Source organism: Marilutibacter maris, assembly GCF_006546735.2.
GTDB lineage: Bacteria > Pseudomonadota > Gammaproteobacteria > Xanthomonadales > Xanthomonadaceae > Marilutibacter > Marilutibacter maris.
In genome coordinates this window covers 1-13,192 of sequence record NZ_VICD02000312.1, presented here as the reverse complement: position 1 = coordinate 13,192, position 13,192 = coordinate 1, and the positions used below count along the sequence as shown (strand labels likewise).

Sequence of the window (13,192 nt, the reverse complement as noted above, 5' to 3'; positions counted from 1 at the left end):
TGAGCGCATCCACCGCAGCGCCGCCGGCTACCGCCGCCGCGACCGCACGTCCGCTGACCCTGTTCGAGCGCGGCATGTACCTGGACGGGCGCAGCCCGGTCGCGATCGTGTTCCCGGCGCGGATCCGCGGCCCGCTGTGCGAGCAGCGACTGAGACATGCGCTGGCGCGCGTGCAGGCCAAGCATCCGCTGCTGCGTTGCCGCGTCGAGCCCGGCGAGGACGGAGCGGGGGGCACCCGCCCCTGGTTCCGGTTGCAGGAAGACCCGGCACCGATCCGGCTGCGGATCATCGAGCGCAACAGCGGCGGCGACTGGCAGCGGCAGAGCCGGCAGGAATGGTCGCAGTTGTTCGACCCGTCCGAGCCGCTGGTCCGGGTGACCTGGTTGCGCGGCGTCGAGACCAGCGAGCTGCTGCTGGTCTGCCATCACTGCCTGTGCGATGGCCGCTCGATCGTGACCCTGTTGCGCGAGATCCTGTCGCTGTGCGCCGACCCCGGGCGGGACATCGGCACCCATCCGTCGTTGCAGTCCCTGCAGGAGATCCTGCCGGCGGCGGTGTGGAACGACCCCCGCCTGCAGCGGCGCCTGCGCTGGAAGACCGCGCTGTTCGGGCTGTTCGTGCGCAGTCGCCGCCGGCGCCCGGCACGGCGCTACGGCGAGGCCTACGCCCTGCACTGGACGCTGGACCGGGCGCCGGCACAGGCGCTCTCGCGGCGCTGCCGGGCCGAGGGCGTGAGCCTGTTCAACGCGCTCGCCGTAGCCTTCGTGCTCGGATTCCGCGCGATACGCGGCGCCCGCGGGGTCGGCCGTTTCACCGTCCCGGTCGACGCGCGCCGGTTCCTGCCCGCGCTGGCCGCCGACGGCCTGTTTCCGATGGCGCCGACGATCGACCTGTCGCTGCACACACCGTCCGGCGGCATGTTCCCAGATGAGGTGTTCTGGAGCCTGGCCCGCACGCTCAGGGCCGGCATCGACCGGAGCATCCAGCGTCTCGGGCCGCGCCTGCACGAGAACCTGCTCGGCATGGAGCGCCTGCACGCGCTGTTCGACCGCCTGATCGCCTACGGGCAATCGCGGCCCTCGGGAGGCAACGTCACCCTGTCCTGGCTCGGACATCTGGACCTGCCGCGCGATCACGGCGACTTCCGCCTGGAGGCGGTCCACAGCCCGACCGCGATGCTGGCGCCGACGCCGGCCACCGTGGTCACCATCAGCGGCTTCGACGGACACCTGGACTTCGCCCTGACCTCGGACCGGCAGTCGCTGCCCGCCGCCCAGGCGCACGCGGTGCGCGACCGGATCGTCGCGATCCTGCTCGCGGTCGCCGCGGACGCGCACAGCCGCGATGCCGGCGCGCGGCCCGGAACGGGCGTTGATCCGGTGCCGGTCGCTGCGACGGCGACGGAGGCGGGCGCATGAAGTCGTTCGGCCTGATCTTCGTGCTGTACTGCCCGTCGCCGGAATTCGTCCGCAATCTCGACCGCGCGCGGGCGATCTGCCCGACCGTGGTCGCGGTCGACAACTCGCCCCAACCCGATCCGGCACTGCACGAGCGCCTGCGCCAGGGCGGCACCACGGTGATCGACAACCGCAACCGCGGCGGCCTCGCCGGGGCCTACAACCGCGGCGCCGAGGCCCTGCTGGCGCGGGACTGCGAGGTGATCTTCCTGCTCGACCAGGATTCCGACATCGATGCGTCCTTCTTCGCCGGGATGATGCACGCCTGTGCCGGACTCGACAGCGACGCCTTCCTGATCGGCCCGAAGATCCACGAGATCAACCTCGGCAAGTGCATGCCGGCGATTCCGCCCGGGCGGCGCTTCCCCCGTCCCAGACGCATCGACGACGAGGTCGAAGGGCTGTTCCCGACCCTCTTCATCATCTCCTCGGGCACCGCGCTCTCGGCGCCGGCCTATCGCCGGCTCGGCGCGTTCCGCGAGGACTACTTCATCGAGTACATCGATATCGAATACGGCCTGCGCGCCTCCAGCCAGGGCGTGCCGGTGTACATGAACGCCGCGGTGACGATGCGCCAGACCACCGGCCACATCGTCCGCCACGGCAAGCTGTTCACCACCCACCATGCCGCCTGGCGCCGCTACTACGGCGCGCGCAACGCGGTGCACGCGCTGGGCCTGTACCGCTCCAGGTGGGCGCTGCACTGGATTTCCGGCCTGCTCGCGCTGCACCAGTCGCTGTGCGTGACCCTGTTCGAGGGCGACAAACTCAGGAAGCTGGTCGCGATCGGCTGCGGCTATCTGGACGGACTGTTCGGGCGACTGGGACCGTTCGAGCACCGGCATCCACGGATCTTCGCGTTCTGCACCGGCACGCCGCGCGATCGTGCGGCGACCGATGCGGCTTCCGCGGATGGCGCCCCGCCCACCGCGGAGCAGGAACCATGAGGCGCCGGCTGTCCACGATCGAGCAGTTGATCGACGGCAACATCACCTGCGTCGTCGCCATCGAGGGCGCGGTCACGCCCGAACGGTTGCGCACAGCGCTGGCCTGGCTGCAGCGCAAGCACCCGGCCCTGCGGATGCTGATCGGCGGCGCCGGCAACCGCCGCTACTACGAACTGGACGCCGCCGGCGCGATTCCGCTGCGGGTGGTCGAACGCGGGCCGCGGGCTTCGCCGGTCGACGGCCGCCGCATGCAGGAGATCGACGCCGAGGTGACCACCGCCTTCGGCAACGGCCTGCCGCCGCTGCGGGTGGTATGGCTCGCGCCCGCGGACGGCGAACCCGGCGGCGAGAGCGAACTGCTGGTCACCGCGCCGCATCGCGTCTGCGACGGCATGAGCATGCTGACCATCATCCGCGAGCTGCTGCAGGCCCTGCACTCGGACCCGGCGCCAGAGCCGTATCCGGCGATCACCACCGCCGACATCATCGGCTCGGCCGACCGTCGCGGCCGCTGGAAGCGACGGCTGGCGGCGACGCTGGTGAATCTGCTGATCGCCCTGGTTCCCCCGTCCAGGCGTGCCCTGCGCAACCGCGAACTGCACCTGGAATGGGCGGCCGGACGGGCCCTGTCGTCGTCGCTGGTGCAACGTTGCAGATCCGAGGGCGTGTCGATCCACGCCGCGCTGCTGCTGGTCCTGCGCGAGGCGCTGCAATCGGCGCTCGGCGAGGACGGACCGGACTGGATCGAGTGCCCGGTCGATGCGCGGCGCGGACGGCTGTCGGCGCTGCGACGCGACGCGTTGTTCTTCGGCGGCGGCAGCTTCCGGGTCGATGCCCGCACCGCCCCCGGCGGCGATTTCTGGGCCGACGCGAGGGCGATGAGCGCGGAGATCCGCGCCAAGGTCGAACAGGACGTGGCCGACATCCCCGCCCGCTACCAGCTATGCGAGATGATCCGCCCACCCTCGCCCGGCAGGATCCGCTCGATCGTGCGGCTGGGCGATGCGCTGAGCCGCAACGGCAACTGGAACCGGTTCTCGTTCTCCAACCTGGGCAACATCGTGCTGAGCGAGGCAACGGATCCGGTCCGGGTGCGGCGCTTCACCCTGCACGTGCACTCCTTCGCCACCCGCGTGCTCGGCTTCATGGCGTTCTCGCTGCACGGCCGCCTGCATTTCGTCTACACCGGCGACCAGCGCTGCCTGGCTCCGGAGCGGGCCGACGCCCTGGGCCGCGCGCTGGTCGCGACGCTGCAACGGCATGTCGGCGAGCAGGAGCACTCGGCAACGGGCGCCGCCGACCCGGTGTCGCCTCCCGGCTGAGCCCTGGCCGCCGCATGACCGCGGCCGATGGCCCTTGAGCCACCCCTCGCCGCATGGCAGGCTCGCGCGATGACCTCGCCCGCGACCCCGCACCTGCGCGACCTCGCCCGACTGCGCCGGGTCCGCGACCGCATCGATCGCGAGTACACCCAACCGCTGAACGTCGAGGCCCTTGCCCGCGGCGTGCACATGTCGGCCGGGCACCTCAGCCGCCAGTTCAGGCTTGCCTACGGCGAGTCCCCCTACAGCTACCTGATGACCCGGCGGATCGAACGGGCGATGGCGCTGCTGCGCCGCGGCGACCTCAGCGTCACCGAGGTCTGCTTCGCGGTCGGCTGCGCGTCGCTGGGCACCTTCAGCACCCGCTTCACCGAGCTGGTCGGAGTCGCCCCCAGCGTCTACCGGCGCGAGGCCGCGACCACCGCGGGCATGCCCTCGTGCGTGGCGCGGCAGATCACGCGACCGGTCAGGAATCGAGAAGCAAGCCGCGCCTGACCGGCCCTAGGATGAGCGCCCACCCCATCCCGGACCGCTCCAACATGGACATCAGCATCCACTCCAGCTTCCTGCCGCACACCGATCCGGAGGCCTCGCTGGCCTTCTACCGCGACACCCTGGGCTTCGAGGTCCGCAACGACGTCGGCTACAAGGGCCTGCGCTGGATCACGGTCGGCCCCGCCGGCCAGCCCGGCACCTCGATCGTGCTGTTCCCGCCGTCGGCCAGCCCCGGCCTCACCGACGAGGAGCGCCGCACCATCGAGGAGATGATGGCCAAGGGCACCTACGGCATGCTGCTGCTGGCGACCGCGGACCTGGAGGCCGCCTTCGAGCGCGTCCAGGCCAAGGGCGCGGAGATCGTCGAGGAGCCGACCGACCAGCCCTACGGCGTGCGCGACTGCGCGATCCGCGACCCGGCCGGCAACCTGATCCGCATCCAGCAGCGATGAGCCGGCAGCGCTGAGTCGACGGCGCTGAACCGGCTTCAACGAACCGCGAGCGGCAGCCGCGCGGCAGCCGCATCCCGCCCGACGGGCCCGTCGCAACCGGGCCCGCCACCACCCGAGGTTCCCGTCATGAAATGGAATGCATGGATCCGGCAGTTCCACCGTTGGGTTTCGATCGCCTTCACCCTGAGCGTGATCGCCACCTTCATCGCCCTGGCGCAGGACCCACCGCTGGTCTGGGTGTCGTACGTGCCCCTGCTCCCGCTCGCCCTGTTGGCGCTGACCGGCCTGTACCTGTTCGCGCTGCCGTACATCGGCCGGTGGCGCGGCGGTTCGGCCCCGGTGCCGCCCACCGAAGCGGAACGCCACTGATCGCGGCTCCCCCTTCCCGGGGGACACCCGGCGGCCCGCTCGGCCGCCGCGTGCGGGTCACAACAACGGTTCGACCGGCAGCCAGCGCGCCAACCGTGCCTGGAAGCGGCGGCCGAGGCTGGCCTCGGGTTCGCGCTGGTAGGTGCCGTTGTCGCCGTTCCAGCGCAGCGCGTCCTCGTCCAGCGAGACCCGCCAGGCCGCGGTCGGCGTGGTCATGGTCTCGAACAGCGCCGCCAGTTCGGCCGCGATCACCGGTTCGTCGACCAGGATGCCCTGCTCGCAGTTCAGCGACACCGAGCGCGGATCGAGGTTGAACGAGCCCACGAACGCGCGCGAATCGTCGATCAGCACCGCCTTGCTGTGCAGGCTGGCGCCGGAGGAGCCGAACAGGCTGATGCCTTCGCCACCGTCGTCGGCATCGTCCGCCGTACGCTCCGGCTTGAGCTCCCACAGTTGCACGCCACCGGCGAGCAGCGCCTTGCGGTAGCCGGCATAGCCGCCATGCACCGCGGCGACGTCGTTGGCCGCCAGCGAGTTGGTCAGGATGCGCACCTGGCGGCCTTCGGCGACCAGCCCGGTCAGTTGCGCGGTACCGGCCTTGCCGGGCACGAAGTACGGGGAAATCAGGGTCACGTCGCTGGCGGCCGCGTCGACCGCCCGGGTCAGCCCGGCCAGCACCGCCGAGCCCTGCATCGGCGAGTCCTTGAACCGGGCCTTGTCCGGCGCGTCGCTGAGCACCTGCCAGCTCGTCGTCCAATGCATCGGCAGGGCCATCGCGCGCGCGGCGGCAACCGCGTCATGGCCCTGCATCGCCAGGATGTACGGGGTCTGCACCGCCTCCGCCGCATAGGCCCGGGCGGCCGCGCTCAGCGCCTCCAGCGCCTCGGTGGAAACCGCGGCCGGACTCAGCGACTCGATCGGGTACACCTGATCGGAATTCCAGTAGCGGTCGAAGGAGCCGCTCAACTCCTCGACCGCCGGCCCGACGAAGGCCAGGTCCAGGTCGTTGAAGTTGACGTGATCGCTGGCCGAGAAGTACTCGTCGCCGATGTTGCGCCCGCCGGCGATCGCGAAACGGTTGTCGACGATCCAGCTCTTGTTGTGCATCCGGTGGTTGATGCGCGAGAAGCTGGTGATCGCCTCCATGCCCTTGCCGAACAGGCCCTGGCGCGAGGCGAACGGGTTGAACAGGCGCACGTCGATGTTCGGATGCGCGGCCAGGGCGGCGATCGCGAAATTCTTCGCCCGCGCATCCATGTCGTCGAGCAGCAGGCGCACCCGCACGCCGCGATCGGCGGCCTCGATCAGCTCCAGCGCCAGCAGCCGCCCGGTCATGTCGTCGTGCCAGATGTAGTACTGCAGGTCGAGACTGCGCTCGGCGGCGCGCCCGGACAGCCCGCGCAAGGCGAACGCGGCGACGCCGTCGGACACCAGATGGAAACCGGACTGCCCCGGATGCGCGTCCAGCGCCGGCTGCACGACCTCGTCCAGCCGGGTGCCTTCGCCCGCCGGCAGCGCGGCCACCGCCGGACCGCCCGGGTGCGGGGGCAGGGTCGTGCAGCCCAGCAGCACGAACAGCAGGGCCGACATCAGCAGGGCGCCGACGCCGACCAGGAAAAAACGCGACTTCCGGCCCATGCCCCTCCTTCGCGGACAATGCCCGAGCGTGACGCCGGGCATCATCGCCTACTGGCGTGAGCCCTGCAAAAGACCGTCCCGATGATCGCGCGCGGCGGGAGGCGACCGCGCCGGCCGCCTATCCGGGCAACGCCTCGGACGCCTCGACCGCCGCCGGCAACGACCAGTCGACCGGCGCCTGCCCGTGTCGGGCCAGGTACTCGTTGGCCGCGGAGAAGTGCCCACAGCCGAGGAAGCCACGATGCGCCGACAGCGGCGAGGGGTGCGGCGCCTTCAGCACCCGGTGCCGGCGCGGATCGATCACCTTGCCCTTGGCCTGCGCGTAGCTGCCCCACAGCAGGAACACCAGGCCCTCGCGCTCGCGGTTGAGCACGTCGACCACGTGATCGGTGAAGCCTTCCCAGCCCTTGCCCTGGTGGCTGCCGGCGCGTCCGGCCTCGACGGTGAGCACCGCGTTGAGCAGCAGCACGCCCTGCCCGGCCCAGCGCTGCAGGTAGCCGTGCGACGGCGGCTGGAAGCCGACATCGCGCTGCAGCTCCTTGTAGATGTTCTGCAGCGACGGCGGCACCGGCACACCCGGACGCACCGAGAAGCACAGCCCGTGCGCCTGGCCGGGGCCGTGGTAGGGATCCTGGCCCAGCACCACCACCTTGACCGCGTCGAACGGCGTCGCGTCGAAGGCGGCGAAGATCTCCGGCCCCGGCGGGTAGAGGGTCGCCCCCGCCGCCTTGCGCTGGCGCAGGAACGCCGACAGCGCCTGCATGTCCTCGCGTTGCAGATAGTCGCCGACGTGCGCCTTCCAGGACGGTTCGAGCTTGATGCGGTCGTTGTCCGGCATGCGGGAAAAGTGCGGTGGGAGGCCCGACAGGCTAACGGGCCCGGCGGCCGGCGTCATCCCGCCGACCGTGCCACGGCTACCGGGCTACGGCGACCGGACTACAGTCGGGCGACCCGCAGCTGGGCCACTCTTAGCTGGAACAGGGCCTTGGTCACCAGCAGGCGTTCCTCGATCGGCTTCAGCACCAGATCGTTGGCGCCCTGCCGCAGCAGCTTGCTCTGGTTGTCGCGGTTGTCGTCGCCGGTCATCACCAGCACCGGCAGGCGGCGTTTGCCGTAGCCGAAGTCGCCGCGCAGCCGCTGCAACAGGTCCATGCCGCTGAGCTCGCCCTTCAGATAGACGTCGGTCAGCACCAGGTCGGCGCCCGGATCGTCCTGGCCGCGATGGGTCTCCAGGTACTCCAGCGCTTCCTCGACGCCGATGAAGTGCATCACCTTGACCCCATGACGCTCGAGCATGCGCTTGGTCGCCAGCGCGACGACCTTGCTGTCCTCGACGTAGAGCACGCGGGCGTCGGGGATCGGCTCCGGCTGCACATAGCCGCGGATGAAGGTCGCCAGGGCCTCGTGCCCGAGCGCCTTGTCGAAGTAGTCGGTCACGTCCTCGGTGAACTGGCGCGCCTCCAGGTGGGCCTGGGCGTCGCCGGACACCACGATCACCGGCACATAGGCCTGCCCCGCCGCCTCGCGCACGCTGCGGGCGAGCGCGACGCCATCGCCGTCGGGCAGCACCAGGGCGGTGGTGACCAGGTTGACCGGCGCCGCCGCCAGCGCCTCGCGCGCCTCCTCGATGCTGCCGCACGCGACCACCTCGACCTGCTCCAGCGAGCGCCGCAGGGTGTCGCCGATCAGCTTGCGGACCAGCTTGGAACCATCGACCACCATCACCCGCGGGGCGTCGTCGGCCAGGTGCCTGAGGGTATTGGGTACGTCGGTCACGGCAGCGGTACTCATGTTTCGGTCGGGCGGGTCTGTCGCAGAGTATGGCCGGTCACCAGGCCGGCACCGAGCCAGCCGAGCACGCCGGCCCCGGCCACGATGGCGATCGCATGTGTCAATCCGAACCCCTGCAGCACGAAATCGCTGCCGTAGCTGCGCGCCAGCTCGGCCAGCGCCGGCCGCAGCGCCCATTCGGTCGCGGTCAGCACCGCCAGCGCCAACACCCCGGCGAGGACACCGTAGCAGGCGCCCAGGTACAGGAACGGACGGCGGATGAAACCATCGGTCGCGCCCAGTTGCTGCAGCACGCTGATCTCCTCGCGGCGCTGCTGGATGTCCAGGCGCACGGTGTTGCCGACCACCAGCAACGCGCCGACCCCGAGCAGCATCGCCAGCACCAGCGCCAGCCGCACGCCGAAGCGCAGCCAGCTGTCCAGGCGCTGCCGCCAGACCGCATCGTGCTGGACCAGGTCGGCCTCGGGCAGGGTTTCCAGCGAGGCGGCCAGGGTCAGTTCGTCGCCGCCGGGGCGCACGATCAGCACGCTCGGCAACGGGTTGTCGCCGACCATCGCGATCGCCTCGTCCAGGCCGCTGGCCGCACGCAGCGCCTCCAGTCCCTGCTCGGGAGTACGCAGCTCCACCGCGGCGACGTCGCCGCGCGCCTCTAGCTCGGCGGCCAGTTCGCCGGCGCGCTCGGCCGCGACCTCGGGCTTGAGGAAGACGCTGATCTCGCGCGCTTCCTGCACGTCGCCGACGAAGCGCTCGACGTTGCCCAGCGCCGCCCACAGGCCCAGCGGCAGCGCCAGCGCGACCGCCATCACGCCGATCGTCAGCGCCGCCGCCCACGGCTTGGCCAACAGGCGGCCGAGGCTGGCGATCAGGCTGAACGCATGATGGTCGGCCCAGGCGCCGATCCGCGACGGCCGGCGAGGCGCCGCCCTGTTCGCGCTCGCGCTGGCGCCGCCGGAGGAGGAGTCCGCACTCATTCGGCCAGGTCCTCCGGGGAAATATCGTCTACCAGGCGACCCTGGTTCAGCACCAGCACCCGCTTCTTCATCCGCTTGACCAGGGCCAGATCGTGGCTGGCGATCAGCACGCTGGTGCCGCGCTCGGGCAGCGACTCGAACAGCGCCATGATCTCCGCCGACAGGGTCGGGTCGAGGTTGCCGGTCGGCTCGTCGGCCACCAGCAGGCGCGGCTCGGCGATGATCGCGCGGGCGATTCCGACCCGCTGCTGCTCGCCGGCCGACAGCTGCGCCGGCAGCGCATTGGCGCGATCGCCCAGACCGACCCGGTCGAGCAGGCTGCGCACGCGCTTGCCGATCTCGCCGCGGCGCTCGCCGCGCAGGATCAGTGGCAGGCCGACGTTGTCGGCGACGCTGCGGTCGGCCAGCAGGCGATGGTCCTGGAACACCACCCCGACCTCGCGCCGATGCAGCGCGACCCGGCGCCCGCGCACCTTCATCAGATTGCGCTCGCCGAACAGCACGGTGCCGCGGCTGGGGCGCTCGGACAGATGGATCAACCTGAGCAGGGTGCTCTTGCCGGCCCCCGAATGGCCGGTGACGAACAGCATCTCGCCGGTCCCGACCTCGAAGCTCACCTCGCTGAGCGCGTCGCGCCCGCTGGCGTACCGTTTGCTGACGTTGTCGAAGCGCAGAACGCTCATCGATCACCCGGTCGCGTGGCCGTCCACGCGTTCGCGCACAAGTATCGGCATCATCGGCGAGTATGGCTAGCGGCGCCACCCGAAGGGCCGGGCACACCGCCGTCGACCAGGCGCCGTCGGTGTCCGGACCGGCACAGCCCGGGCCTGGGTGGTCGGTCTGCCAGCGGGTCCGCGCGGGCCCGCTGTCGACGACTGCGACGCCCGAAGCTGGGTCGCAACGCCTATCCCGGCCGTCCATCGCGCTTGGCAACCGGCCCGCAGCCGCGCCCGTACCGGACCCGCATGATCCGACGCCCCTCCGAACACTCCAGTCCAACCGCCAACGGTGCCCCGCCGCCCCGGGACCGAACGCGCGCAGGCAACGACCCGTTCGACGGCGGCACCTCGCCTGCGGCGACTCCGCCCGGCAGCCTCGAAACCGCAATGCGCTGGCGCCGCAGCGACGTTGACGGCCGGCCAGCATCGCTGACCCAGACACTACCGGTGTCTGAAAGCGTCTTACCGGAATATCGACATGACGGATGCTCAGGTGCGCGGAGTTCCACGCTCCGCTGGCGAAATTCCGCGCACCGGTGTCGCCTGCCCGTGTCTGATTGTTGAGTACTAGTGCTTCAGTGATCTCAAGCCCCTGCAACCGCTTCAGCCAAGTTGTGTGAATAACGATCTCTGAGCGACCTCAACAAGGCGACGCCAGCCACGCACGCCAGTGCCGCGTCGCCTGACAGCTCGGAATCCGCCTTGTGTCTTGATCGCCCCTGCCGGGACGGGTGGGGGATACCTGTGTCCAGGCGTTCATAACCCTGTGCCGCGTCGCGACGACCGGCACGCATGGATCGCACACCGGGTCGCCCGACCCGGCTCAACCACAAAGACGTTCCAAGAGAGGGGAGATACATGAACCAAAAGCGTTCACTGCTGTCGATCGCGGTAGGCGTCGGCCTTTCCTGCATCATGGTTCCGGCTGTCTCGGCCGAACTTCGCACCGTCGAGAATCCGATCGAGGGCCGCTATATCGTCGTGCTCAAGCGCGACGCCGCCCTGCTCTCCAACGAGCGGCGGGCCACACCACTGTCCACCGGCAACAACCGGGGACGTGGACTGCGGGTCGCCGACGTGGCGAACTCGATGGCGACGGAGCACCGCGGCCGTAGCCGCGGCGGCCGTGGCGAGAGAATGCGCATGCGCAAGATCTTCAACCGCGCCCTGCGCGGTTTCGCGATCGAGGCCGACGACGACACCCTGGCACGCCTGCTGGCCGACCCGCGCGTGGATTACGTCGAGGAAGAGGCCCACCTGACCCTGAACGGGACCCAGACCAGCGCGACCTGGGGCATCGATCGCGTCGACCAGCGCGATCTCCCCCTGAGTACTACCTACACCTACGACACCAACGGCGCCGGCGTGCATGCCTATTTGATCGACAGCGGTGTGCTCGGCTCGCATACCCAGTTCGCAGGGCGCATGGGCAACGGTTACTCCACCGTCAACGACGGCCGCGGTACCAACGACTGCCACGGCCATGGCAGCCATGTCGCCGGCATCCTCGGCGGCAGCACCTGGGGCGTGGCCAAGGGCGTCACCCTCCACCCGGTCCGCACCTACGACTGCCACGGCGACACCGGCAGCGGGGACCTTATCGAGGCCATCGACTGGGTCGTCGCCAACCACGTCAAGCCGGCGGTGGTCAACATGAGCCTGTATTCCGGCGAAGGATTCGCGGTCGACACTGCCGTGAACAGCCTGATCGGCGCCGGCGTGGTCGCGGTGGCCGCCGCCGGCAACTTCAACAACGACGCATGCGCGCAGACGCCGGCGCGCGTTCCCGACGTGCTGACGGTCGCCGCCTCGAACAGGAGCGACAGACGCTGGAGGTACAGCTCCTGGGGTTCCTGTATAGACCTGTTCGCGCCCGGCCAGGATATCGTCTCCGTCGGCATCTCAAGCACCACCGCGCAGGCCACCATGAGCGGCACCTCGATGGCCACCCCCCACGTCGCCGGTGTCGCCGCGCTGTATCTGAGCAACCACCCGGCCGCGACGCCCGCAGAGGTCACGGCGGCGATCATCAATGGGGCATCGGTCGGCAAGATCTCCGATACCAAGGGCTCGCCGAACCGGTTGCTGTACTCGCTGCTGGGCGGCAGCGCGCCACCGCCGGCCAACAATCCGCCGACCGCCGACTTCAGCTCGTCGGCGAACGGCCTGAGCGTGTCCTTCACCGACGGCTCCAGCGACAGCGACGGCAGCATCGTCTCGCGCAGCTGGAACTTCGGCGACGGCACCAGTTCGACCCAGGCCAGCCCGAGCAAGACCTATGCCGCGGCCGGCACCTACACCGTCACCCTCACCGTCACCGACGACGACGGCGCCAGCAGCAGCAAGTCGGCCCAGGTCACCGTCAGCGACGCCGGTGGCGGCAACGATGTGGAGCAGACCTACAGCAACGGCAACGACGTGCAGATCGGAGACAACAGCACCGTCGAGAGCGCGATCAGCGTGTCCGGCCGGACCGGCAACGGTGCGTCGTCCACCCCGATCTCGGTGGACATCCGCCATACCTTCCGCGGCGATCTGAAGGTCGAGCTGATCGCGCCCAACGGCACCGCCTACCTGCTCAAGAACTACAACACGTACGACAGCGGCGACAACGTCATCGGTACGGTTTCCCGCGACCTGTCGAGCCACCCGAAGAACGGCGTCTGGAAGCTGCGCGTGACCGACAACGCGACCAACGACACCGGCTACATCAACAACTGGACCCTCCGATTCTGATCCAGCCCGCGTAGCCACGTGCCAATAGGAAACCCCGGCGCCTTGCGGTGCCGGGGTTTTCGCTGGGTTTTTCGCTGGGGCCGATCGAGATCGCGATTGCCGGGCGGGACACCCACCCCAACCGCGGATCAGTGCTGCGATCGCGGCGCGCGGGTCACCAGCGACTTCAGACCCCGGCCGATGCGGCTCAACAGGCCCGGCTTGGCGTCGGTGGAGGCCTCCGCCGGCCTGGAAGCGGCACGCGGCTTGGCGGCTGCGGCCCCGGCCGGCTTGTTGGCCGGCACCTGGGTCGGCC

Annotated in this window: 11 protein-coding genes and 2 pseudogenes; 7 read left to right on the top strand and 6 right to left on the bottom strand. The window is 70.3% G+C overall.

The window, feature by feature from the left end:
* From FKV24_RS17520 to FKV24_RS17495, 6 genes are all read left to right on the top strand, one after another.
* Positions 1-1,418 (top strand): condensation domain-containing protein (locus FKV24_RS17520; protein WP_141483300.1); only part of this gene is annotated, 1,418 nt, incomplete at its 5' end.
* Complete coding sequence (locus tag FKV24_RS17515) at positions 1,415-2,404, top strand: glycosyltransferase (protein WP_141483299.1); 990 nt, start codon at positions 1,415-1,417, stop codon at positions 2,402-2,404. The genes FKV24_RS17520 and FKV24_RS17515, both read left to right, overlap by 4 nt.
* Entirely contained in the window at positions 2,401-3,726 is a 1,326-nt protein-coding gene (locus tag FKV24_RS17510; RefSeq protein WP_141483298.1) for a hypothetical protein, read from the top strand. Before FKV24_RS17515 ends, FKV24_RS17510 begins: the two co-directional genes overlap by 4 nt.
* 69 nt (positions 3,727-3,795) lie before the next feature.
* Positions 3,796-4,221, top strand: a complete 426-nt coding sequence (locus FKV24_RS17505; RefSeq protein ID WP_111265253.1) for a helix-turn-helix transcriptional regulator — start codon at positions 3,796-3,798, stop codon at positions 4,219-4,221.
* A gap of 11 nt (positions 4,222-4,232) precedes the next feature.
* Complete coding sequence (locus FKV24_RS17500) at positions 4,233-4,673, top strand: VOC family protein (protein ID WP_249041081.1); 441 nt, start codon at positions 4,233-4,235, stop codon at positions 4,671-4,673.
* 126 nt (positions 4,674-4,799) lie between these two features.
* Positions 4,800-5,042: a hypothetical protein gene (locus FKV24_RS17495; protein WP_141483297.1), complete on the top strand. Its 243-nt coding sequence runs from the start codon at positions 4,800-4,802 to the stop codon at positions 5,040-5,042.
* Between the two features lie 57 nt (positions 5,043-5,099).
* Here FKV24_RS17495 and FKV24_RS17490 read toward each other — a convergent pair whose 3' ends face one another.
* The 6 genes and pseudogenes from FKV24_RS17490 to ftsE all read right to left on the bottom strand — a co-directional run bounded on the left by FKV24_RS17490 (position 5,100) and on the right by ftsE (position 10,125).
* Complete coding sequence (locus FKV24_RS17490) at positions 5,100-6,680, bottom strand: phospholipase D-like domain-containing protein (RefSeq protein ID WP_170288363.1); 1,581 nt, start codon at positions 6,678-6,680, stop codon at positions 5,100-5,102.
* A 118-nt stretch (positions 6,681-6,798) separates the two neighbouring features.
* Positions 6,799-7,518: a uracil-DNA glycosylase gene (ung, locus tag FKV24_RS17485; RefSeq protein WP_141483295.1), complete on the bottom strand. Its 720-nt coding sequence runs from the start codon at positions 7,516-7,518 to the stop codon at positions 6,799-6,801.
* Positions 7,519-7,616: 98 nt separating this feature from the next.
* Positions 7,617-7,964 (bottom strand): annotated as a pseudogene (locus FKV24_RS20300) (response regulator); the annotation flags it as partial.
* Positions 7,943-8,471, bottom strand: a pseudogene (locus FKV24_RS20295) (response regulator); the annotation flags it as partial. The pseudogenes FKV24_RS20295 and FKV24_RS20300, both read right to left, overlap by 22 nt.
* A complete protein-coding gene (gene ftsX, locus FKV24_RS17475; protein ID WP_111265247.1) occupies positions 8,468-9,442 on the bottom strand; it encodes a permease-like cell division protein FtsX in 975 nt (324 codons plus the stop codon). The pseudogene FKV24_RS20295 and the gene ftsX, both read right to left, overlap by 4 nt.
* Entirely contained in the window at positions 9,439-10,125 is a 687-nt protein-coding gene (ftsE, locus tag FKV24_RS17470) for a cell division ATP-binding protein FtsE (RefSeq protein WP_111265246.1), read from the bottom strand. The genes ftsX and ftsE overlap by 4 nt, the downstream gene beginning before the upstream one ends.
* 894 nt (positions 10,126-11,019) lie before the next feature.
* On the opposite strand from ftsE, the gene FKV24_RS20090 reads away from it, so the two are divergent.
* The gene (locus FKV24_RS20090) at positions 11,020-12,897 is read left to right on the top strand and encodes a S8 family serine peptidase (protein WP_170288362.1); all 1,878 of its coding nucleotides are present in this window, start codon (positions 11,020-11,022) and stop codon (positions 12,895-12,897) included.
* Positions 12,898-13,192: the final 295 nt, after the last annotated feature.